We start from the raw sequence: 22,595 nt of genomic DNA, 5'->3' as shown, positions 1-22,595 counted from the left end.
GGTTACTTGCCGAATTCCACAGATTCTGTGGTCCAGGCGCGCGCCTGCCCGCTGAGGGAGATGCCCAGCCCGGGGCGGTCCGGGACCAGCATGCGGCCGTTCTTGGTTTCGAGGCGCTCGTTGAACAGCGGATCGAGCCAGTCGAAGTGTTCCACCCAGGGCTCGCGCGGGTAGGCTGCGGCGAGGTGGAGGTGGATTTCCATAGCGAAATGCGGGGCGAGGCCGAGTCCGCGCTCGTCGGCCAGGGCGGCCAGACGCAGGAATTGGGTGATGCCGCCGACGCGCGGGGCATCAGGCTGGATGATGTCACAGCCGTTGGCGCTGATCAGGCCCTTGTGCTCCGCGACCGAGGCCAGCATCTCGCCCGTGGCGATGGGGGTGTCCAGGGCGCGTGCGAGGTCCGCGTGGCCTTCGAAGTCGTACGCGTCAAGCGGTTCCTCGATCCAGACGAGGTTGAATTCTTCCAGCCGGCGGCCCATCCGCAGTGCTGTGGCGCGGTCCCACTGCTGGTTGGCGTCCACCATGAGTGGGACGTCCCAGCCAATGTGCTCGCGGATGCCGGCAACGCGGCGCAGGTCCTCGGCGGTGTCCGGAAGGCCGACCTTGATCTTGATGCCGCCGATGCCTTCGTCCAGCAGGACGGTGGCGCGGGCCTTGACCTCGGCCAGGGAGGCGTTGAGGAAGCCGCCTGACGTGTTGTAGGTCTGCACGGAGTCACGGTAGGCGCCCAGGAACTTGGCCAGCGGCAGGCCGGCGCGCTTGGCCTTGAGGTCGTAGAGCGCGATGTCGATTGCGGCCAGCGCCTGGGTGGCCACTCCGGAGCGGCCCACGGACGCCCCGGCCCAGAGAAGTCTGGTGTAGAGCCGGCCGATGTCGTTCGGGTCCTCGCCGATGATGCCTTCGGCGACTTCCCTGGCGTGGGCGTACTGGGCCGGCCCGCCCGCGCGCTTGGAGTAGCTGAAACCGATTCCGCTGTGGCCCTGTTCGGTGGTGATTTCGGCGAAAAGGAACACGACCTCGGTCATCGGCTTCTGGCGTCCGGTGAACACTTTCGCGTCACTGATCGGAACGGCGAGTGGAAGCCTGGCCGTGGACAGCTTTACATGGCGGATGAGATCAACGCTGGTCATGGTTCTCCCTGAAAGTTCCTGCGAGGCAACTCCGCCCCGCTCAACTTATGCTACAAGTGAGTTACTTGTATAACAAGTTACTTGTATAACAAGTTCTGGAAGAGTGTTTCGCAGCAGTCAGCCAAGCAGCCAGGCGATGACCAGCAAAGAGCCGGCGCAGAGCAGGGTGGTGCACAGGATGACGTCCCGGGCCACGATCACGCCGCGCTGGTACGGGGAGGCGAAGAGGAAGACATTCTGGGCCGTGGGCAGCGCGCCCATGATCACGATGGCCAACAGGTGCTGCCCCTCGAGGCCGAAGACGAAGCGGCCCAGCGCCCAGACGATCACGGGCATGCCTGCGATCTTCAGGAGGGTGGCGACGAGCGATTCAGTGCGCCCGTCGCCCTTTTGCAGCGGGGCCTTGCCGGCCAGGGAAAGTCCGAAGGCCAGCAGCACCATGGGGACGGCGCCGCCGGCGAGCATGTCGACGGGTTTCAGCAGCAGTTCCGGAACTGTCCAGCCGGTCAGTGCGACCGCCGCGCCCAGGCCGGAGGCGATGATCATGGGGTTGGCTAAGGGCTGCAGCAGCATTTTCCGCCAAGAGATCCTGGACCCCGATGCGACACCCAGCAGGGTCAAATAGACCGGCGCCAGGACGAGGATCTGTGCCAACAGGACGGGAGCCACGTGCTGGGCCGTTCCCACGGCGTAGAGAGAGACGGGGATCCCGATGTTGTTGGCGTTCGCGTAGCTGCTGGCCATCGCGCCGACGGCTGTCTCTGCCACCGGCCGGCGGAAGAACAGGACACTCAGCAGGGAATAGAGCAGCCCCACGGCCGCCGCGGAAAGCAGCGCCAGCGGGGCATCAGTTCCGAGCGCGGCCCGGATATCGCTGCCGGCCACCACCGTGAACAGCAGTGCCGGGTTGGTGATGTAATACGCCGTGCGGGTCAGGGCGCCCTGGACTTCCGGTCCGAGGATCCGCAGCCGGGCCGAGAGATATCCGACGGCGATGACGGAGGCGACGATCAGTATGCCGGTGAGAACGCCGCCCAAGATTGGTCCTTCGTGTCGGGTGCCTGCGGCCAGGGGAGCCGGAAGCGGGATGCCGCACGGCCGAAGCCTCTCCTGCGCCAGAAGGGCCGGCCGTGCGGCAGCGGTGGGGATCCGCCTCAGGGATGCTGCCCGGCGGACAGTCCCTAGCGAACAGACCCTAGTGAGCAGTCCCTATCGAGCAGTCTCTATCGAATCAGGCAGGGCCGTTTGGGGTCGAAGGACCAGCCGTCAATGTAGTACTGCATGCCGATGCTGTCGTCGCGGGCGTCGAGGCCGTGTTCCAGGTACAGCTGGTGTGCCTTGTCCAGAGCGGCGCGGTCCAGCTCGATTCCGAGGCCCGGAGCGTCCGGAACCCTGATCGCACCGTCCTTGATCTGCAGTGGTTCCTTGGTGAGCCCCTGGCCGTCCTGCCAGATCCAATGCGTGTCCAGCGCCGTGATTTCTCCCGGGGCGGCCGCCCCGGTGTGGGTGAACATGGCGAGCGAGATGTCGAAGTGGTTGTTCGAGTGCGATCCCCAGGTCAGGCCGAATTCGGCGCACATCTGGGCCACCCGGACGGAACCGTGCATGGTCCAGAAATGCGGGTCCGCGAGTGGGATGTCCACGGCGTTGCTGCGGATGGCATGGGACATTTCGCGCCAGTCCGTCGCGATCATGTTCGTCGCGGTCTTCAGCCCGGTGGCGCGGCGGAATTCGGCCATGACCTCGCGTCCGGAGAAGCGGCCTTCCGCGCCGCAGGGGTCCTCGGCGTAGGCCACAATGCCCTGCATGCGTTGGCCCAGCCGGATGGCCTCCTCCAGGAGCCAGGCGCCGTTGGGATCAAGGGTGATCCTGGCCTCCGGGAAACGCCTAGCCAAGGCCGTCACCACATCCACCTCGGCGTCGCCGGAGAGCACGCCGCCCTTGAGCTTGAAGTCGCTGAATCCGTAGCGTTCCTGGGCGGCCTCGGCCAGGGCCACCACGGCCTCCGGTGTCATGGCCTCCTGCCGGCGGAGCTTTTCCCACCGGTCCGCCGGCGCGTCCTCCATCAGGTACGGCAAATCCGTTCGGCCGGGGTCGCCGATGAAGAACAGATAACCGAGCATGGGCACCGAGTTGCGCTGCTGGCCGTCGCCGAGCAGTTCCGCGACGGGGACGCCGAGGAACTGACCGTGCAGGTCAAGGAGGGCGGATTCGATCGCGGTGACGGCATGGACGGTGGTGCGCAGGTCAAAGGTCTGCAGGCCGCGGCCGCCGGCGTCGCGGTCGGCGAACTTCGCCGCGACGTCCCGGAGCAGGGAGCGGTAGCGGGCCACCGGCTGGCCGGCCAGGAAGATGCCGGCCTCCTCGATGGTGGCGCGGATCTTTTCCCCGCCCGGCACTTCGCCGAGTCCGGTGCGGCCATTCGAATCCGTGATAAGAACGATGTTGCGGGTGAAGAACGGGCCGTGCGCGCCGCTGAGGTTCATCAGCATGCTGTCGTGCCCCGCAACGGGGACCACTTCAACGTGGGCAATGGTGGGCTGCGTGCTCACGCGTTGACCTCTGCTTTCTCTGTTGCTGCCTCTTCTGCTGCGGAGGCTTGAACGACGCCGTCGATCCGGCGGTTCAGCCGCCACGGGTTGGGGTCCTGCAGCGGCGCCGGGAGCAGTTCCTGTGGCAGGTTCTGGTAGGCGACGGGGCGCAGGAACCGGCAGATTGCCAATGTGCCCACGGACGTGGTCCGGGTGTCGGATGTGGCGGGGAACGGGCCGCCGTGCACCATGGCGTGGCCAACTTCGACGCCGGTCGGCCAGCCGTTGACGATGATCCGGCCGACCTTTTGCTCCAACACCGGGATGAGGTGGGCAGCGGCGCGGTAGTCCGACTCGGTCAGTTGCAGGGAGGCCGTGAGCTGGCCTTCGAGCCGCTGGGCGGCGTCAACGAGCTCCTCGGTGGTGGAGTAGCGGATCATCAGGCTGGCGGCGCCGAAGATTTCCTGGTGCAGGACGGGGTTGGACACGAACTCGGCGACAGACGTGCCGAAGATGGCCGGAGCCGGGGCGTTCTTCGTCGCCCCGTCGGCGCCCTGGCCGACGACGCTGACGTTCCCGGCGGAACCCAGTGCATCGGCTCCGGCGTGCCAGGACCCGGCGATGCCTTCGGTCAGCATGGTCTGCCCGGCGCATGAAGACACGGCCCGGCCGACGGCGGCGCCAAAGGCGTCGCCGGCCGCGCCGGCGGGGGCGAACAGGAGGCCGGGGGAGGTGCACAGCTGCCCGGAGCTGCCGGTGACGGCGGCAACGTACTGCCGGGCGAGAACGCTAATTTCTTCGGCGTTGCCGTCGAGGGCGCCGGGGAAGACGAACACCGGGTTGAGCGAGGACATTTCCGCATAGACGGGAATGGGTTCGGGCCGGGCGGCGGCGGTGCGCATCAGGGCGATGCCGGCGGACTGCGATCCGGTGAAGCCGACGGCCTTGATGGCTGGATCGGCGACGAGCGCCTGGCCGATGCTGCTGCCCGGACCGTAGATCAGCGAGAACACGCCCGGGTGCAGCCCGGTGTCGCGGACGGCCTTGGCGATGGCCTGGCCGACGAGTTCGCCGGTGCCCGGATGCGCATTGTGGGCCTTGAAGACCACGGGGCAGCCGGCGGCGAGGGCGGAGGCGGTGTCGCCGCCCGCCGTCGAGAAGGCCAGCGGGAAGTTGCTCGCACCAAAAACGGCGACGGGACCCAGCGGGATCTGGCGCTGCCGGATGTCCGCTCGCGGCAGCGGAGCGCGGTCCGGCAGCGCCGGGTCGATCCGGACCCCGCGGTAATCCCCTTGGCGTACGACGCCGGCGAAGAGCCGGAGCTGGCCGGTGGTGCGCGCCCGCTCGCCCTGGAGCCTGGCGGCCGGTAGTCCGGTCTCGAGGCCCGCTCGGGTGATGAGTTCCTCGCCAATCGCCTCGATGTTCCCGGCAATGGCCTCAAGGAACCGGGCGTGGGTTTCCGGGTCGAGCGTGCTGAAGGAGGGGTAGGCCGCGGCGGCCGCTGCGGTGGCGTCCTTCAGCTGTTCCCCCGTGAGCAGCGTGTAGCCGGGTTCGAGCCGTTCGTTCGTGGCGGGATTGAAGGCGTACGCCGTCGCGCCGTCCCCGGCGACGGCCTGGCCGGCAATGAGTGAGCGTCCGGTGAGTGTCACGGTGCGTCCTCCTAGGAAACGGTGGCGATAAGGGACTTGAGGTCTGCGAGGTCCTGGGGCGCCAGGTTCTGCAGCGGCGGGCGGACCCCGCCGGCGGAGCGGCCAATCGCGGCCAGTCCGCCCTTGACGATCGAGACGGAGTAGCCCTTCACCCGGTCGCGGATGTCCAGGTAGGGGATCACGAACTCGTTCAGCTTCTTGTACACGGCCACCCGGTCGTGGTTGCGGACATCCTGGTAGAAGTCCAGCGCAAACTGCGGCACGAAGTTGTACATGGCGCTGGAATAGGTGCTCATGCCCAGCTGCAGCAGCGGGAGGGCGAACGTCTCGGCCGTGGGGAGGCCGCCGAGGTAGAACAGGCGGTCGCCGAGCTTGGCGTAGACCCGGGCGTCGTGTTCGAGGTCTCCGACTCCATCCTTGAAGCCGATCAGGTTCTGGTGGCGGTCGGCCAGCGTGGCGACGGTGGTGTCCTTGTAGATCGCGTTCGCACGGTTGTAGATGATGACACCGAGGGAGGTGGACCGGCAGATGGCGCTGACGTGGTCGATCAGGCCGCCCTGGTCCGCCTCGGTGAGGTAGGGCGGGAGCAGCAGGATGCCGTCGGCGCCGGCGGCCTCGGCGGCGCGGGCGTTTTCGATGGCCTGGGCGGTGGAGCCGCCGGCGGAGGCCAGGACCGGGACGATGCTGCCGACTTCCCCGACGGCGGCGCGGACGACGCGCTCGGACTCGGCCGGAGTCAGTGAGAAGCCTTCCCCGGTTCCGCCGGCCGCGAAGAGTCCGGCGACCGGGAAGCTGGCCTGCCAGGCGAGGTGTTTGCGGTAGTTCTCTTCGTCGAACTGGAGCTGTTCGTCGAACGAGGTGACGGGGAAGGAGAGCAGGCCGTCCTTGAGGACGTTGGCCAGTTCCTGGGGTGCGTATTTTGCCACGGTGGGGTCCTCCGGGTATGCGCCGAGTCGGCGGGGAAGTGCGGTTCCCCTTCAGACTAGGTTTGCTGCCTCATGCCTGTCCAAGTGCATTATTGAATGCATTGATACCTTCAGTGCATTGTGGCGACCTTAGTCCAGCTGGAAGTCCAGGGCGCCGAGCAGCCGCGACAGGGCGGGATTGCTCACTTTACGGCTCCAGATGGCATGGAGCTCCACGGGTTCGCCGTGGCTGCTGGCCAGCGGGAGGAATTCGACCCCCTGGATGCCCAGCGCTGTGGCGGACCGGGGCACAAAGGCGACTCCGCGTTTGGCCGCCACGAGCGAGACCATGGTGAGGATCTGGCTGACCGTGTGGACCACGTTGCCGTGCTGCACCGGCAGCATGCGGATCACGAGGTCGTAGAAGTACCGGGCCTGCAGCGGCGAATGCATGATGAGGGCCTCGTCCTTGAGGTCCTCGTTCCCGACAATGCCGCCGCGGCGGGCCAGGGGATGGCCGGCCGGAACGGCCACCATCATGGATTCGCGGTACAGAAGCCGCGAATCAAAAACGTCTTTGTCGAAGGGCGGACGTGCCAGCCCCAGGTCCAGTTCTCCCGTTTCCAGGGCCTGGATCTGTTCACCGGTCACCATTTCCTGCAGGTCGACGTCGACGTCGGGAAGGATCGCCGAGATCTCCTCCAGCAGGGGCCCCAAGATACTGAACCCGCTGGCCGCGGTGAAACCGATTCGCAGAAGGCCGGAGCGGCCCGAGGCGATCCGGCGGGCGGTGACAGGGGCGCGTTCGGCGAGGGCCAGCAACCGCCTGGCTTCCTCCAGGAAGGCGGTTCCCGCCGGGGTCAGCTGGACCTTCCGGTTGTCCCGTTCCAGCAGCTCGGCGCCGACGGCCTTCTCCAGCTTTTGGATCTGCCGGCTCAGCGGAGGCTGGGTCATGTTCAGGCGTTCCGCCGCGCGGCCGAAGTGAAGCTCTTCTGCCACCGCGATGAATCCGGCCAGCTGGTCAAAGGTAAACATGATGCCTTCCCGGTATCACTCGATGCATATTTGGGCTTAGACATGCATCATAGCCGCTCCCTACACTCGACACAGCGAACCGGCAGTGACGCGGTTCACATGCTTCCGGGGCGCTGGCCCTGACCATCAATGAGGAGTTTCAATGATGCACTTCCCTTCGCGCCGCACCGTACTTGGAGCGGCCTCCGCCGTCACGCTCTTGGCGCTGACGGCCTGCGGCAATGTTGCCGGCGGCAGTACCGATTCTTCAAAATATCCGAACGGGCCCGTAAGCCTCACCGTGGGCCAGGCCGCCGGCGGCAGCACCGACTTGATTGCCCGCGCCATCTCCGAGGGCGCTTCCAAAACCCTCGGCGCCCCGATGCCTGTGGTGAACAAGCCAGGGGCCAACGGCGCCTTGGCCACAAAGGAAGTTGCCGGCAAGCCCGCCGACGGCCAGAACCTCCTTCTGGTCACCGCGTCCCTGATCACGATCACCCCGCTTGCGGTCACCGCGGATGAGGCCGTCAGCATCGACGACCTGGACATCATTGCCGGCCTGTCGCAGGACGACTACGTGCTGGTCGCCAGCAAGGCCTCTGGCTTCAACAGCATCAAGGACCTGACCGGAGCAGGGCGCAATATCACGTTCGGCACCACCGGCGTGGGCACCGGCAGCCAGCTGGCACAGACCGTCCTGTTCAAGCAGGCCGGCGTCAAGGGCACCGATGTACCGTTCGACAGCGGCAAGCCAGCCCTCACCGCGGTCCTCGGCAACCAGGTAGAAGTGTCCACCATCCAGCTCGGCGAAGCCATGCCGCAGATCAAGGCCGGAAAGGTCACACCGCTGCTCGTCTTTTCGGAGGATCGGAACTCCTTCCTCCCGGATGTGCCTACGGCCAAGGAATCCGGTTACGACGTTCCCGTGGCGCAGTATCGCGCCGTCGCCGCTCCCAAAGGAACGCCCAAGGACGTGAAGGACAAGCTGCTCGCTGCCATCAAGGAGACCCTCAAGTCCGATTCCTACAAGGAATTCAACAAGAAGAACATGCTGACCCCGAAGGAAATCTCCGGCGAGGAAGTCGTCACCCAGTGGAAGGACTACGCCGCCAAGTACAAGTCGCTGGTGGAGAAGTACGACATCAGCCTCAGCGGAACGAAGTGATCCAAGTGACGGCCACACCTTCTTCAGTGCCCGCCGGAGGGGGCAGCCGCCCCGCGGCACCCTCCGGCGGGAACGCCCCCGAAGCTCCCGGGGACGACGTTCTGGAGGACCTCACGCCGGAGCAACTCGCCGCGCAGTGGGAGGAAGAGAAGCCGCCCGCCGCCGGAGCGCTGGCAAATGCGGCATCCTCGTTGGTGGTTCTCGGCGTCGGCACCGGCGCCTTGGTCCTGTCCGTTGCCATGGGCCTCGGGACTCCGGCAGCGCCGGAGCCCGGGCTGTGGCCGTTCATGATCAGCGGCGTCATGGTGGTCCTGGGCCTCTTCCAGTTGACCGTCGGGCGGCACAACCGGGACGCGGAGAAGTTCACCCGCATGTCCTCCGCACCCCTGACAGGGCTCGTCACCCTCGCCGCCATGGTCGCGCTGATGCCGGCCATCGGTTTTGAATTGCCCGCCCTCGTCCTGTGCATCATCTGGATGCGCTTCCTCGGCGGCGAAACGTGGCGCTCCACTCTGCTGGTAAGCGCGATCGTCGTGGCGGCGTTCTACGGAATCTTCGTCCTTGCGCTCAACACCTCCATTCCCCACCTCTTCTAGGAGAACCCCGTGGATTTTCTAAATCCCGTGATCAACGGATTCGCCGTTGTCCTGGAGCCGAGCAACCTCCTCTACTGCCTGATCGGCGTCGTCATCGGCATGTTGATCGGTGTCCTGCCCGGTCTGGGGCCCGCGGCAACCATCGCCATCCTGCTGCCGCTGACCTACAACGTCGAACCCGTCACCGCCATCATCATGCTCGCGGGCATCTTTTACGGCGCACAGTACGGCGGCACCATCACCTCCGTGCTCCTGCGGCTTCCCGGCGAAGCCTCGTCCGTGGTGACCGTCTTCGACGGCTACCAGATGGCCAAACAGGGGAAGGCCGGTACCGCACTCGGCCTGGCGTCCATCGGCTCGTTCATCGGTGGAACCGCCTCAATCGTTGGCTTGACCTTCTTGGCGCCCGTCGTGGCGAGCTTTGCCCTCGACTTCGGCCCGGCCGAATACTCGGCGCTCGCACTGCTCGGCATCCTGTTGGTGGCCACCATCAGCAACGGTGCCAAGACCAAGGCACTCATCGCCGCCGCCGTCGGCTTGCTGCTGGCAACGGTCGGCCGGGACATCTTTACCGGCGAAAGCCGCTTCACCTTCGGCAACCTGGAACTGGCCGACGGAATTGATTTCGTGCCGATCGCCATGGGCATCTTCGGCCTGGGCGAAATCCTCTACAACCTCGAAGAGCGGCACCGCGCCGCCAAGGCGCCGTCCAAGGTCACGAACGTCTGGCCATCACGGACCGATCTCACGCAGGCCTCCGGCGCGATCGCCCGCGGTTCTGTCCTCGGGTTCTTCCTCGGCATTTTGCCCGGTGGCGGCGCCACCATCGCATCGATGGCCTCCTATGCGATGGAGAAGAAGCGCGCCAAGCAGCCGGAACGATTCGGTAAAGGGGCCCCGGAGGGCGTCGCTGGACCGGAAACCGCCAACAACGCCGCAGCAACGTCGTCGTTCATCCCGCTGCTGACCCTCGGAATCCCGGCTAACGCCACCATGGCCCTGATGTTCGGTGCCCTGCTGATCCAGGGTGTGACGCCGGGCCCGCAGTTGGTGGAGCAGGACCCCGGGCTGTTCTGGGGCGTGGTCAACTCCATGTACATCGGCAACATCCTGTTGCTGATCATGAGCCTGCCCCTCGTCGGAATCTTCGTGAAAATCCTCCGCGTCCGCGCCGCGATCCTGGCCCCGGTCACCGCCCTCATCACGCTGCTCGGTGCCTACACCATCAACAACAGCATGTTCGATGTGACGCTCGTCGTGGTGTTTGGGATCGTGGGATACCTGATGAAGAAGTTCGGCTTTGAACCCGGTCCGCTGGTCTTGGCGTTCGTCCTCGGGTCCCTGCTGGAGAGCTCACTGCGCCGTTCACTTCTCGTGTTCGGCGGCGATCCCACGGGCTTCTTCACCCGCCCCATCTCCGCGACGCTGCTCATCGTGTTCGTCCTGGTAGCCGTGCTCCCGGGCATCCGGACTCTCCTGGCGAAGAGGACGACGGCGCCAAGCGAACAGCCCATCACCACGAAAATCAAGGAGAAGGTATGAGCATCATCGTCGGATTCGTCCCCACACCGGCAGGGGAGGCCGCGCTGACTGCCGGCATTGCCGAAGCCATGCTCAGGAACGAAGACCTGGTGATCGTCAACTCCGCCCGCGAAGGCGCCCTGGTAGACAAAGCCGTTGCCGGCTCCGACATCCTGGAGCAGGCCGGCCGCCGGGCCACAGAGGCCGGAATCAGGGCAACGGTGATCCAGCCGCCGTACCGTGACGACCTCGCCGATGAATTCCTGGACGTCGCCCGCGAGGTCAACGCATCCCTGATTGTCATTGGCCTGCGGCACCGCTCACAGGTCGGCAAATTCATCCTGGGCAGCCACGCCCAGCGCATCCTCATGCAGGCCGACCGGCCCGTCCTTGCCGTGAAGGCGGACGGGGCCGGCCCGTTTGCTTGAGCGCGGGCGCGCAGCCACCACGGGCCATGGCAGTCGCCTGCCGGCCCAGCTGGTCGAACACGACTCGGAGCTCGCGCCATGCATTTCCGGAATTTCACCCGCAGCGGGTGAGGCCCATGCCGGACCTAATGCAAACAATGGTCATACCCTCCAAAGGCAGGGCTGAGGGACATGCCGTCCCGGAAACGAGAACGCATCTTTGAGAGCAGGAAAAGCAAATGAGTTTCCGGGAAGACTATTGGGATATTTTGACGGAACCAAGAGCCGGGTGCTGGTCTGACGGCGTTCGTGCCTTGAAGTACGTTTAGGCAGCCGTGCGCGGATCCTTCCAGGACGCTGAAACTTTTGCCTTGCTCCTGCTGGCGGCCCACATACTACTCGTGACCGTCGCAGCTGTCCTGGTGTCGATGAACCGCCGTCCATCCTCTGCTATTGCCTGGGTGCTCGCCATAATTTTCATACCGATCCTTGGTGCCGTCGCATATTTCTTTGTTGGTTACTCGAAACTGCCCAAGGCGCGCAGGGACAAGCAGCGCGAAGTCAACGCTCTGGTCCTGGCCCGGACTGAAGGCAGCCCGTTCATAAGCCGCGGCCTTGATTGGCCGGAATGGCTGCATTCGGCGGTGGTGTTGAACAGCAACCTTGGGGCGCTCCCTATGGTCGCGGGCAACAGTGCGACCCTGTTGGGCGACTACAACGGAGCTTTCGATGCCATGATCGCTGATATTGATTCGGCCACAAGTTATGTGCACGTGGAGTTTTACATCCTCGTGCTGGACGCAACGACAGAGCCGTATTTTCAGTCGCTGGCCCGGGCACGACGGCGTGGCGTTGACGTGCGGGTTCTGTCCGATCACCTGGCTGGCCTGAAGTTCCCCGGCCGGAAAGAAACCTTGGAGTTCCTCCAGGAGATAGGGGCGGAATATCGCCCCATGCTGCCGGTGCGGCCGTGGCGTGGCGAATGGCAGAGGCCGGACCTGCGCAATCACCGGAAGATCTGCGTCGTCGATGGCCGCGTGGGATTCACGGGGTCCCAGAACCTCATCGACGCGAGCTACGACACGAAGGGCAACCTGAAGCGCGGGCTTCAGTGGCACGAACTGATGATGCGCGTTGAGGGACCAGTGGTCCGGGAGCTGGATGCGGTCTTCGCGACGGACTGGTACAGCGAAGCGGGTGTGATACTGCCACTGGATTCCGGCGCCATCGGCGTCAGCCATCATTCTGCGCTCGTCGACGCGCAAGTCCTGCCCAGTGGCCCCAGCTTCGACAACGATAACAATTTGAAGCTCTACGCGACGCTTATCCACAAAGCTGAGCGCCGCGTCAGCATCACCAGTCCATACTTTGTCCCGGACGAATCCATCCTGATGGCTATTGTCACGGCAGCTGCGCGGGGGCTAAGCGTCGAGCTCTTTGTTTCCGAAGTCGGTGACCAGAGCATGGTCTATCACGCGCAGCGTTCGTACTACGAAGCACTGCTCCGCGCGGGCGTCAGGATTTACCTTTACCGGGCACCGAAGGTGCTGCACTCCAAGCACTTCACTATTGATGAGGAAGTTGCGGTGATTGGGTCCAGCAACATGGATGTGCGTTCCTTCAGCCTCAACATGGAGGTATCGGTACTTGTGCACGGGCGCGATTTTGTGGACGCCATTCGCGGGATCGAAGACGGGTACCGCGTGGAAAGCCGCGAGCTGCAGCTCGAAGACTGGATCCGGCGGCCCGTAGCCCAAAAAGTATTCGACAATCTGGCGCGCCTGACCGCGTCTCTTCAATAGGGAACGGTCAGGTCCCAGTCCTTCCCTGCGGTCGGCCCGGTGTGTGACGGCGCACCGTGACGCTACCCGGAGGGCCGGTATTCCTGGGCCGTAAGGTGCCAGACGGCTCCGGTAGTGCTGACGATCAGCGCGTATGTCCCCGGAGCCAGGCTGATGCCGATCGCCCCGGCGCCGGCCTTGGCCAGGGACAGCACGGTGAGGGCCGGTCCATTCACGGGTTGGAGATAGGCAATGGCGGCCCCGGTGAAGGTGTACTCGATGTGAAGCCTGCCGGTGATGGTTACGAGTGGGCCCGGGGGTTTCGTGCCGGAGGCCTCCGCGACGGTGACCCATTCTTTCACCGGGGGCGGCGGGACCGGATGCAGCACTGCGTTTATCGCGGCAACTGTGGCGGTGACAGTCCCGGTGACGGGGGCGGCGCTGACGCAGACCACCGCACCGGCGAGGGTGACGACCAGGACAGTCGAGGCCAGGCGCAGGCCGCGCCGCAGGGAGTTGGTCCCGGCCAACGGCATGGATGCCCCGTCGGCGGCGTACTCATTGGTGATCCGGAATAGGTCAATGAGCCACCAGATGCCGGCGCCGCCGAGCGTCAACAGCTTCAGGGTGCCGGTAACCGGCTTGTGGAGGTAGAACCTGTCCGCGCCGCTGAAGCCCAGGAACAATGCCAGCAGCCACGCCGTGCGCAGGGAACGCATCGGCGGCAGTTCACCGTCGAAGACAAGCCCGTACTGCTCGGTCCTGGGCACATTCCCGATTCTGGAACAGCCACGTCCGGATGTCCACAGGCATCCGGTGTGCGCTTGCGACATGCACCGTCACGGTCCGTCCTGCGACTCGCGTTCCGGAGGCATGGCCGCTGCGTTGGCCGCAGCCGGTTCGGCCGGACGTTTTCCGGTGGCACTCCAGCTGGTGAGGAAGTCGAGCTGTTCCCGGGCTTGGCTTCCGGGTTCGGCGGTGTAGGCGATGAGGGTCAGGCCCTCTCCGGGGATTTCGAGTGCGTCACCGGTGAGTTCGATGTCTCCGATGAGCGGGTTGTGCAGTGTCTTGCGGGCCGAGCGGTGGAAGCGGACGTTGTGCCGTGCCCAGCGTGTCGAGAATTCCGTGCTTCCGGTGGCGAGGTCACCAATGAGGCTGTTCAAGGCTCTGTCGTGCGGGTTGCGGCCTGCTTCAGTGCGGAGGGCGGCGGCAAGGTCATCTGCGAGGGTGTTCCATTCGAGAAAGAAATCCCGGGAACGCGGGTCCAGGAACATGAACCGTGCGAGGTTCAACGGCAGGGTCGCGGGGCTGAGGATGCCCTCGTAGAGGGCGAAGCAGAGGCTGTTGGCAGCCACGATGTCCATGCGGCTGGTACGGACATAGGCGGGCGTGCCGGTCATCCCGGCCAGTATCCGCTCTATGCTGGGCCGGACTTCGGCCCGTACCCGGCGCTTCCCAGGTTCCCGCGATGGCGCGGCGGCCCTGGCCAGATCGAGCAGGTGGGCCCGTTCGGCCTCGTCGAGCTGGAGCGCGGCGGCGAGGGATTCGAGGACGCTCTCGGATACTCCCCGCAGGTTTCCCCGTTCGAGCCGGGCATAGTATTCGGTGCTGACGCCGGTGAGCATGGCCACTTCCTCGCGTTTGAGGCCAGCCACCCGCCTCGTGCCGCCGTAGGCGGGCAACCCGGCCTGGGCGGGGGTGATGCGCGAGCGCCGGCTCATGAGGAACTCGCGGACGTCTTTACTGTTCTCCATGGCCTCTACGCTACGACGCCCCCGTCCGGCCTAACAGGAACTGGCAGTACACCGCACGGCAGGTACTCCCGGGCGCACAAATTGACTGGTTTTCTTGAATGAGTCCCGTATCCCCATCCTGCAAGGACACCATGTCTTTATCCACGCTCAGCCCCTCGAAAATGGTGGCCCGGCCGCGAGCATCGCTGGCGGCAGCCATCAACACCACCCGGCAGGTCGGCGGCTCCCTCGGCGTCGTCATCTATGGCGCCCTCCTCGCCGGGCACAACTTCATGGACTGACTCCGCCTGGGCCTCGGCACCACCGCCGGCCTCCTCTTCATCCTCATCGCCGCGTCCCTGCGACTGCGGCATGGGGAAGCATCCCGGCCCTCAACGTGACAGAACCTCAGGCCACGCCACGAGCCCATCCGAAACCAACCGATAACCCGCACAAAGGAAATCCCATGAATAACGTGACCCTCAACAACGGCGTCCAGATGCCGATCCTCGGCTTCGGTGTCTTCCAGATCCCCGACGGCGAAACCCAAGCCGCAGTCGAAGCCGCCCTCGCGGCCGGCTACCGCCACCTGGACACGGCCGCCTCCTACGGCAACGAACAAGCCGTCGGCGCCGCGATCAAGGCCAGCGGGATCGCCCGCGAGGAACTCTTCATCACCACCAAGCTCTGGATCCAGCACGCACGCGCCGGCAACGTCCTGGACGACACCAGGCGCGCCTTCGGAAACTCCCTGGACCGGCTCGGACTGGACTACCTTGACCTGTACCTGATCCACCAGCCGCTCGGGGACTACTACAGCGAGTGGCGGGCCATGCAGGAAATCAACAAGGAAGGCCTGGCCCGCGCGATCGGCGTGTCCAACTTCCACCCCGACCGCCTGGTCGACCTCATCGACCACAACGAGATCGTCCCGGCCGTCAACCAGATTGAAACCCACCCCTTCCACCAGCGCGCCACCGACCAGGAACTGATGCGCGAACGCGGTGTCCAGATCGAGTCCTGGGGCCCGTTCGCCGAGGGAAAGAACAACCTGTTCACCGATCCGCTCCTCAGCGCCATCGCCGAGGCGCACAGCAAGTCCGTGGCCCAGGTCGTCCTCCGCTGGCTCATCCAGCGCGACGTCGTCGTCATCCCCAAATCCGTCCGGCCCGACCGGATGGCCCAGAACCTCGATGTTTTCGACTTCGAGCTCACCGATGAGCAGATGAGCCGGATCGCCACCCTGGACACCGGCGCCAGCCTCTTCTTCGACCACCGCGACCCCGCCATGGTCAGCTGGCTGGGCGGACGCCGGGTCGCCTAACCACACCCGCCTTCCGTCCGGGTGGCCCGACCCGTCACCCGGACGGACCCCTTTGCCCTCCGCCCCGGGCCACCGCCGGCCCGGGGCGGCAAACACGACCCGGGAGACCCGTGATGAACACCAGCCCAGAGACCGTTGGCCGGCGCTCAGCCCTGCGCTCGGCCCTCAGCGGTCTGGGCGCCGCCATGATCACGGCCGGAATCTCGGGTTGCCGCCCGGTAGAACAGGACACCCCCATGCCCCCACAAGTCACGGCCAACTCTCCCTCCGCACAGATCACGCCGGAACCCCGGAAGAGCCGGCGTGTCCTGCTCGCCTACTTCTCCCGCGCGGGGGAGAACTATGACTACGGCGGTCGCACCAACCTCGACGTCGGCAACACCGAAGTACTGGCCGGCATGATCGGCACCCTCATTGCGTGCGACGTGCACCGCATCGAGGCCGCCGACCCCTACTCCGACGGCTACGACGCGACCGTCGCGCGCAACGTCCGCGAGCAGGACGGCAACGTACACGGCCATCGTCTCGCCGCTGCCCTCGATCGAGGACTACGACACCGTGCTGCTGGCCAGCGGGATCTGGAACGTCCGGGCGCCGATGATCATGACGACATTCGCCGAGAGCTATGACTTCACCGGCAAGACAGTCCACCCCGTCACCACCCACGCCATGAGCGGTCTCGGCACCACTGAACGGGACTACGCCCGCTCCTGGCCCGGGGCCGTCATCGGCGAAGGGATAGCGGTGCGGGGCGAGACAGTCCGGGACGCCGGGCCGGCTGTCGAGGCCTGGCTGCGCAGCGCCCGGCTCCTCCAGGACTGTTCACGCACTGCAGGGTAATCTCCCCGCAGTCAATCCCAATCCACTGCTCACATCTCCGGAAGGACTCCATCATGAACGATTCAAACCAGACCCGGGCCCAGCAACTCATCGGTGACTTCGCCCCCAAGCTGGTGGACCTCACCGACAACCTGCTCTTCGGCGACATCTGGGAACGGAGCGAACTCTCCCCGCGGGACCGCAGCCTCATCACGGTCGCCAGCCTCGTCACCAGCGGCAGCACCGACCAGCTCCGCGGACACCTCGCACGCGCAAAGGCCAACGGCCTGACCGAGACCGAACTCAAAGAGGCCATCATCCACCTGGCCTTCTACGCAGGCTGGCCCAAAGCGATGTCCGCCATCACGGTCGCCAGGGAAATATTCACCGCCTGACGGCGTCCACGGACCCGGCATTTAACGCGCCGGCGGCGGTTGCTCGGGTCTAGGCTCAGGAGGCCCGGTCACCGTCAGAGCTTCAAGGGCGCTGGAAAGTTCGTCACGCAGTACTGTCAGGTCCGGGCAAGTCTCGGGATCGGCGATTGTGGTGATGGTGAGCGTGCCGGCGTAGGAGAGGACTGCGAAGGCAACCGTTACGTTACCGCTGATCGCTCCTAGTGGAATGATCCCGGTTACCGGCCTGCCCGCGATCGCCAGGGCGCGTTCGGGCCCCCGCAGGTTCGTGACGAATGTGTGGACAAGGTGTTGGTGGTCTATGACGAAGCGGTAGGCGCCAAGGTGCGCTGCGACCCGGGATATGGGACCGATGATTGCAGTGGAGGCCCCGGGAGGCCGCTGCTTGACACTCCTCATCGTTGCGGCAACAGTTGCCACCCGTCCCTTGGCCGGACCGACCGCGGGAACGGTCACCGGGATGATGCCGCTCCGGTTCCCGAGATAGGTGATTGTCGTGTGGCGGCGTGCCGAAAACAGCACAGAGATGACGAACTCTTCGACATATTCGCCCCGTGCCAGGAGCAGGCGGTGCAGGGCTGTCGCGACGGCGGTGAGGATGAGATCGTTGACCGTCGCTCCCTGCATGTGCGCGGCGGTTCTGACTGCCTCCATGTCGCAGCGGAGGACGGCAAGCGTCCGTTGCGGACCCGTTGGGCGGTTGAGTGAGGTGCGGGCAGCCCGGGGTTTGCCCGTCTGCCGCAGTTCGGAGGCTCCGGCGGCTGCGGTCCGCAGTGCGGCCGGGAGCCGGGCCAGTGCGTTAAATCGGCTCCTTGCAGCATCAACGGCCAGGTGCAGCGCCGAGTATGGAATCTCTGGCTCCCGGCGACCGTCCCACCCGGTTTCCGCGGCTGCCAGGGCCTCCAGGACGGCGAGACCCCCAATCCCGTCCGTGAGGACATGATGGAAAACGAAAACAAGCGCTGACCGGTCCTGGCTCACGCCGGTGATGAGCTTGGCTGACCAGAGGGGACGGTCGCGGGACAGCGGCGCAGCGAGCATTTCGGCTGCAAAGTTGAGCACGGCTTCCTCACCGCCGGGCGCCGGACAGGCGATCACGCCCACATGGTGTGCCGGATCAAAGCCGGAATCATCCGCCCAAATGGGCCGCCCGCAGCCGAAGGGGACAGCGACCAGCCGCTGGCGCAGCCGGGGGACAGTGCCGAGCCGACGCGCCAGTGCTTCCAGGAGGGGTGCCGAATCTCCGCTGCCTTCCGTGCTGAGCATGAGGATGGCCCCGACTTGCATTGGCGCTGAGCCGATGTCCGCGTCCAGGGACATCATGTCCTCGGCGCTCACCCGGTCAACATGTTGCCTTGGCGTCATTTTCGGTCCCCGGAACCAGATCTCTGAATTCTCCGCACTCCTGGGTGGGAAGAAAACAGCAACCCACAAGTTGCTGGGCAGAGACAGCCGGCGACCCGACGTGGTCGTCATGTCCTCACTGTTGGGCGTAGGGGGCTTAGACACTAGGGCAGAACGTCCCACGTGCCCGTTCTGCGTAACCGAGGAGGCAGCCACCAGCGGCCCTGAATGAATTGGAACGACGACGGCGGCAAGCTCCCGCCGCTAGGACGCTTTCGCGCTGGTGGTACCGGGGCCCGCGTTGACTGCTGCCGCCACCAGGCGGTCGAAGCTGGCGGTTCCGTTCTCCGGAGGCACAACCGTGAAGACCGCAACCCATTTCTCGGGGGCATGTTTCTCCAGCGTTGACGCCCGGGCAACATGCAGGTTCAGCCCGGGTACGCCGCTGACAAGGAGCGGAAGCTGCTCGCCGGTCTTGGTCATGTGCCGGAATTGCCTGACCGACAATTGGTCACCCGGGCTGCTTGTGACCTCCGCGAGGGCGTCATTGACCCTCTTGGTCAACCCCCGCATAAAGCGCTGCTGGGCCATGACGGTGCGCACCGTCAGAAGCGCGGCGAAGAAGAGGGTGAACAAAACCAGGGCACCGAAACTTCTGAGGAAGGGCAGGAAGATCATCAGGAACAGGCACAGGATCAGCCCCAAAATACTCGACATGATGAACTTGAAGACGGGGTTTTCGCCCGGCTTCTTTGACCAGCGAACGAGGGCGACGATGTCCTTCCGGGGCTGATCGCGCCGTGAAATTTCCATGATTAGTACCCCTTCACTTCCATGAGCGCTTCGGCCAGGATGATTGCCTCGCGTGCTTCCTTGAGATCGCCCAGCAACCCCATATCGGGAATGGCTCCTGTGGCCGCGGTGGAGCCGGCGATTTCGGAAAAGATGCTGCTCAACTTTTCGCGGTCCTGTGACAGCATCCGGGACGACGTCAGCTTAATTCTGCTCAGCTCAAGCTCCAGCAGCGACTTGTCGATGGCCTCACGGCGCCCTTGCATGACCGCCAGCTTCTCGGTGACACGCTGGACACGGCCGCGGAGCATTGATTCCATCTTTCCTGCCACGACGTGGAGCTCGCACAGCGCTGTGTAGGACTGCGGGGACCCGGAGTGAACGGCGAGCTGTTCATCGACGTAATGGCGCCGTCGTTCCCATTTCCGGACGGCGGACTCAGATGGTCCCAAGAGGAGGGAAACGGCTGCCATTGCTTTGTCCAGCGACGCGGCCCGGGTGCTCAGGCTGCTGGTGGCGGCGTCCAGCCTCGACAGGAACGCGTCGTAGTTGTCGTGGGGCTGGGCGCTATCGGGATTCATGAGCCACCCGCGCGGTGGCGCGATTCCCCTCGCCGGAACTTGGCCCCGTCTCCCATGGCAAGAGGATAGAGGCTCCGGGCCCCGTTGGCATAGAGTGCGGCATTGGATCCGGAGCATTTCGGGCCAGTGTCAGCGGCACAACGCACCATAAACACCGGGGAAGCACGGCGTGCGGGTCGTACGGGGCGTGCGGTTCGGGTAGGGCGACCGGGTCATGGACTCCGGCGGCGCCGGGAAGGGGGCGGTGGGGTAGTAACGGGCGACCTGTCGCATGTAGTTCGCCCACTGCGGGCCGGCGAGCATGTAGCCGTCAATGGCCTTGTAGAACTTCCCGTTGACGGTGATGTTCTGCCCGGGCCTCTTCTGGCCCTCCAGGGCGTCGCCGAAGAAGGAAGCCGTCGCGAGGCCGCTTGTGTAGCCCACCACCCAGGTGGCGCCATTGGTATTGGACGTGCCCGTCTTGGCCGCGACCGGGAACCGCTCCTGGACCTTGGGCTTGATGTAAACGCCGGACCCGCGTTTCAGCACGTCCTGCAGCACGGCGTTCACGCCGCGGGCGACCTCGGGCTTGATCGCCCTGTGACAGGCGCTGGTCTCGGCCGGCAGTTTCTGTCCCGCCGCGTCGTTCACTGCCGAAATGGCAATCGGTGCGCAGTAGTTTCCGTCGTTGGCGAAGGTGGCAAACGCGTTGGCCAGATGGAGCGGCGCCACGCCGATGGCGCCCAGCAGGTTGCCCAGCTGGTGCATGTTCACCCGGGCGTTGTCCACGCCGCTGTGGATCCCTGCGGCGTCCACCATTTTCTGGATGCCGCAGAAGTCGAGCTGGGTGGCCTCGGCGAAGGTTGCGGTGTTGATGGAGTTGTACAGCCCGTAGTCCACGCGCATGCGGCGGTAGTAACCGGGATCGTTGTTCTGGAGGTCGTCCGCGGCGCCGAGCTGTTTCTGGCTGGTGCTGTAGGCGCCGAGCACCCTGCCGCAACTGGACCTCCATGGAAACCCGAGGGGATAGGAGCGCCGGGAGGCGTCCACCATGGCGGCCAGGGATTTGCCCTCGTTGAGCCATTCGGCAAACGTGAACGGTTTCATGGTGGAACCGGGCTGGAACCCGCCGGCGCCGTTGAGATCGTTGCCGTTGGCGTCCTTGGCATCGACGTTGAAGTTCAGTTGCGTGTCGAATTTGCCAGGTGCCGGGAGAAACACGGTGTTTTGCGCCATCGCCAGGATCTTGCCGGTGCCGGGTGCGATGGAGACCATCGCGGCGCCCCATTTGTCCGGGTTGGCCCCGGCCGTGGCATCGACCTGCGCCTGCGCGGCCAATTGGAGCCGGCTGTCCAGGGTGGTGGTGATGGTCAGGCCGCCGCGGAACAGCTTCCGCTCGCGTTCGCCAATATCCGCACCGTAGGCCGGATTGTTGAGAATGAGGTGGGAAACGTAGTCGCAGAAGTACGGTGCCATTTCCGCGCCGGCGCACCCCTGCCTCCCGGGGGTGATCTTGAGATCCACCGGGGCGGCTACAGCCGCATCATGCTGCGCTTGGGTGATGGCGCCATAGCTGATCATCTTGGCGAGAACCTGGTTGCGCCGCTGGACGGCGTTCTCCGGATGAACGTCAGGATTATAGAAGCTGGGGCTGTTCACCAGGCCGGCCAGCAGGGCAGCCTGGGGCAGCGTGAGGTCCTTGGCAGTGGTGTTGAAGAAGTAGCGGGACGCAGCTTCGATGCCGTAGGCGTCCCGGGCGAAAAACACGATGTTCAGGTACCCCTCCAGGATCTGGTCCTTGGTGTATTTCTTCTCCAGTTCGACGGCGAGCCTCATCTCGCGGATCTTGTCGGCCATGCTCTTTTGCCCGTTGAGGACAATCTGGTCGCCCTTGTCCGCCGACACTAGGGATTCGTTGAGCACGTTGGTGACGTACTGCTGGGTCAGGGTGGAGGCGCCCTGCCTGCCGCCGTTGGTCAGGTTGGACACCAGCGCCCGGAGAATCCCCTGGGGGTCAATGCCGGCATGTTCGTAAAAGCGGCGGTCCTCGATCGCGACGATCGCGTCCTTGATGTACGGGGACATCTGGTCGAGCCGGACCTTCACGCGGTTTTCAGCATAGAAGGTGGCGATCGGTTTCCCGTCGGCGGTGAGCACCCTGGTCGATTCCGACGGCGGATCAACTGTCAGTTCCGAGGGGAGGCTGTTGAACAATTTGATCGAGTCGCTGACGGCGACGCCGGTCGCGGCCACCGTGGGGACCAGAAGGCTGGCGGCCAGGACGCCGCAAACCGCGCTCGCCGTCAGGAAGCCGAACAGCCTCCACAGGGTCGCGGCTACTAGGGATCCGGTGCTTTTCCTGGGCGACATGGTGCCTGGACAGGCTAGGTCAAGGAGTCGATGGCGACGGTGATCGCCAGGAGGAGCGGGACGTCCTCGCCGCCCGCGATTTCGACGCCGTAGGACTCGCGCACGCGGAACCACTTCTTGGAGATCGTGGCGACCGTATGGCCGTCGCGCTCGATCTCGTACTCGTGGTCGACGATGTTGCCGTGCGCCTTCATGTCGGGTCCGCCTTTTACGTCGATCGAGAAGCGGTCCCGGAGCCCTACCAGGGCCTTGTGGACCGTCGCGGCGGTGTCGCTGCCCCGCTCGACGGCGACCTTGTCCCGGATCGAGAGCTTGCGTTCCTGGATGCGCGCCACCTCGTTGCCGGAGGCGTCCTCCAACACGAAAGTGTCCCGCATCCGCAACGCCTTGCCATTGACCTTGTAGGCGCGTCTGCCCTCGCTGTCTTCGATCCAGAAGTCGTCCCCGACCGACAGCAGTTTCTCACGCATTTGAAACCGCTCACCCATGGGTTCGTCGGGCCGGCGCCGTAATAGTCCCATGCCCCGACCATAGGACCGCT

The 22,595-nt window shown here is 65.2% G+C and carries 23 protein-coding genes; 10 read left to right on the top strand and 13 right to left on the bottom strand.

From position 1 onward, the window contains the following. Positions 1 to 2: 2 nt before the first annotated feature. The 6 genes from AC1DZV_RS07965 to AC1DZV_RS07940 form a co-directional block, all read right to left on the bottom strand. Positions 3 to 1,130, bottom strand: coding sequence for an L-talarate/galactarate dehydratase (locus tag AC1DZV_RS07965; protein ID WP_476953399.1), 1,128 nt, complete (start codon positions 1,128 to 1,130; stop codon positions 3 to 5). A gap of 117 nt (positions 1,131 to 1,247) precedes the next feature. Then, positions 1,248 to 2,168 carry an AEC family transporter gene (locus AC1DZV_RS07960; protein ID WP_476953398.1) on the bottom strand — a complete coding sequence of 307 codons (921 nt, stop codon included), beginning with the start codon at positions 2,166 to 2,168 and terminating at the stop codon, positions 1,248 to 1,250. A 185-nt stretch (positions 2,169 to 2,353) separates the two neighbouring features. Next, entirely contained in the window at positions 2,354 to 3,682 is a 1,329-nt protein-coding gene (locus AC1DZV_RS07955) for an enolase C-terminal domain-like protein (protein WP_476953397.1), read from the bottom strand. Beyond that, a complete protein-coding gene (locus AC1DZV_RS07950; RefSeq protein ID WP_476952249.1) occupies positions 3,679 to 5,310 on the bottom strand; it encodes an aldehyde dehydrogenase (NADP(+)) in 1,632 nt (543 codons plus the stop codon). The genes AC1DZV_RS07955 and AC1DZV_RS07950 overlap by 4 nt, the downstream gene beginning before the upstream one ends. Positions 5,311 to 5,321: 11 nt before the next feature. Then, positions 5,322 to 6,236 (bottom strand): 5-dehydro-4-deoxyglucarate dehydratase, encoded by a 915-nt coding sequence (gene kdgD, locus AC1DZV_RS07945; RefSeq protein WP_476952248.1) that lies wholly within the window; start codon positions 6,234 to 6,236, stop codon positions 5,322 to 5,324. 129 nt (positions 6,237 to 6,365) lie between these two features. Beyond that, on the bottom strand, positions 6,366 to 7,250 hold the full coding sequence (locus tag AC1DZV_RS07940; RefSeq protein ID WP_028277910.1) for a LysR family transcriptional regulator: 885 nt from the start codon (positions 7,248 to 7,250) through the stop codon (positions 6,366 to 6,368). Between the two features lie 142 nt (positions 7,251 to 7,392). On the opposite strand from AC1DZV_RS07940, the gene AC1DZV_RS07935 reads away from it, so the two are divergent. The 5 genes from AC1DZV_RS07935 (at position 7,393) to cls (ending at position 12,720) form a co-directional block, all read left to right on the top strand. Beyond that, positions 7,393 to 8,394 (top strand): Bug family tripartite tricarboxylate transporter substrate binding protein, encoded by a 1,002-nt coding sequence (locus AC1DZV_RS07935; protein WP_476953396.1) that lies wholly within the window; start codon positions 7,393 to 7,395, stop codon positions 8,392 to 8,394. A gap of 26 nt (positions 8,395 to 8,420) precedes the next feature. Further along, the gene (locus tag AC1DZV_RS07930; RefSeq protein WP_476953395.1) at positions 8,421 to 8,990 is read left to right on the top strand and encodes a tripartite tricarboxylate transporter TctB family protein; all 570 of its coding nucleotides are present in this window, start codon (positions 8,421 to 8,423) and stop codon (positions 8,988 to 8,990) included. 9 nt (positions 8,991 to 8,999) lie between these two features. Next, positions 9,000 to 10,532: a tripartite tricarboxylate transporter permease gene (locus AC1DZV_RS07925; RefSeq protein ID WP_459385018.1), complete on the top strand. Its 1,533-nt coding sequence runs from the start codon at positions 9,000 to 9,002 to the stop codon at positions 10,530 to 10,532. Beyond that, a complete protein-coding gene (locus AC1DZV_RS07920) occupies positions 10,529 to 10,939 on the top strand; it encodes a universal stress protein (protein ID WP_476953394.1) in 411 nt (136 codons plus the stop codon). Before AC1DZV_RS07925 ends, AC1DZV_RS07920 begins: the two co-directional genes overlap by 4 nt. A gap of 314 nt (positions 10,940 to 11,253) precedes the next feature. Beyond that, a complete protein-coding gene (cls, locus tag AC1DZV_RS07915; protein WP_476952245.1) occupies positions 11,254 to 12,720 on the top strand; it encodes a cardiolipin synthase in 1,467 nt (488 codons plus the stop codon). 62 nt (positions 12,721 to 12,782) lie between these two features. Here the strand turns inward: cls and AC1DZV_RS07910 are convergent, their stop codons facing one another. Both AC1DZV_RS07910 and AC1DZV_RS07905 read right to left on the bottom strand, forming a co-directional pair. Beyond that, the gene (locus AC1DZV_RS07910) at positions 12,783 to 13,469 is read right to left on the bottom strand and encodes a TM2 domain-containing protein (protein ID WP_476953393.1); all 687 of its coding nucleotides are present in this window, start codon (positions 13,467 to 13,469) and stop codon (positions 12,783 to 12,785) included. A gap of 69 nt (positions 13,470 to 13,538) precedes the next feature. Continuing rightward, positions 13,539 to 14,453, bottom strand: coding sequence for a helix-turn-helix transcriptional regulator (locus AC1DZV_RS07905; RefSeq protein ID WP_459385015.1), 915 nt, complete (start codon positions 14,451 to 14,453; stop codon positions 13,539 to 13,541). Between the two features lie 131 nt (positions 14,454 to 14,584). Here AC1DZV_RS07905 and AC1DZV_RS07900 point away from each other — a divergent pair, with 131 nt between their 5' ends. The 5 genes from AC1DZV_RS07900 to AC1DZV_RS07880 all read left to right on the top strand — a co-directional run bounded on the left by AC1DZV_RS07900 (position 14,585) and on the right by AC1DZV_RS07880 (position 16,970). After that, positions 14,585 to 14,734, top strand: coding sequence for a hypothetical protein (locus AC1DZV_RS07900; protein ID WP_476949320.1), 150 nt, complete (start codon positions 14,585 to 14,587; stop codon positions 14,732 to 14,734). Between the two features lie 164 nt (positions 14,735 to 14,898). After that, entirely contained in the window at positions 14,899 to 15,756 is an 858-nt protein-coding gene (locus tag AC1DZV_RS07895) for an aldo/keto reductase (protein ID WP_476953392.1), read from the top strand. Positions 15,757 to 15,869: 113 nt separating this feature from the next. Beyond that, complete coding sequence (locus AC1DZV_RS07890; protein WP_476953391.1) at positions 15,870 to 16,385, top strand: hypothetical protein; 516 nt, start codon at positions 15,870 to 15,872, stop codon at positions 16,383 to 16,385. Beyond that, positions 16,315 to 16,596, top strand: a complete 282-nt coding sequence (locus tag AC1DZV_RS07885) for a flavodoxin (RefSeq protein ID WP_476953390.1) — start codon at positions 16,315 to 16,317, stop codon at positions 16,594 to 16,596. Before AC1DZV_RS07890 ends, AC1DZV_RS07885 begins: the two co-directional genes overlap by 71 nt. A 53-nt stretch (positions 16,597 to 16,649) precedes the next feature. Beyond that, positions 16,650 to 16,970, top strand: coding sequence for a carboxymuconolactone decarboxylase family protein (locus AC1DZV_RS07880; RefSeq protein ID WP_476949323.1), 321 nt, complete (start codon positions 16,650 to 16,652; stop codon positions 16,968 to 16,970). A gap of 21 nt (positions 16,971 to 16,991) precedes the next feature. On the opposite strand, the gene AC1DZV_RS07875 is transcribed toward AC1DZV_RS07880, so the two are convergent. From AC1DZV_RS07875 to AC1DZV_RS07855, 5 genes are all read right to left on the bottom strand, one after another. Then, positions 16,992 to 18,326, bottom strand: coding sequence for a wax ester/triacylglycerol synthase domain-containing protein (locus AC1DZV_RS07875; protein ID WP_476953389.1), 1,335 nt, complete (start codon positions 18,324 to 18,326; stop codon positions 16,992 to 16,994). Positions 18,327 to 18,596: 270 nt separating this feature from the next. Further along, entirely contained in the window at positions 18,597 to 19,145 is a 549-nt protein-coding gene (locus AC1DZV_RS07870; RefSeq protein WP_476949325.1) for a hypothetical protein, read from the bottom strand. A 2-nt stretch (positions 19,146 to 19,147) separates the two neighbouring features. Continuing rightward, entirely contained in the window at positions 19,148 to 19,705 is a 558-nt protein-coding gene (locus AC1DZV_RS07865) for a hypothetical protein (protein WP_476953388.1), read from the bottom strand. A gap of 129 nt (positions 19,706 to 19,834) precedes the next feature. Next, positions 19,835 to 22,054 carry a transglycosylase domain-containing protein gene (locus tag AC1DZV_RS07860; protein ID WP_476953387.1) on the bottom strand — a complete coding sequence of 740 codons (2,220 nt, stop codon included), beginning with the start codon at positions 22,052 to 22,054 and terminating at the stop codon, positions 19,835 to 19,837. 14 nt (positions 22,055 to 22,068) lie between these two features. Further along, positions 22,069 to 22,524: an LURP-one-related/scramblase family protein gene (locus AC1DZV_RS07855; RefSeq protein WP_476949328.1), complete on the bottom strand. Its 456-nt coding sequence runs from the start codon at positions 22,522 to 22,524 to the stop codon at positions 22,069 to 22,071. Between the last annotated feature and the right edge of the window lie 71 nt (positions 22,525 to 22,595).

The sequence above is a fragment of the Arthrobacter sp. P1_D12 genome, from assembly GCF_056406175.1.
The sequence above is the reverse complement of the archived record's forward strand: the minus strand, read 5'-3'. Positions and strand labels throughout refer to the sequence as shown.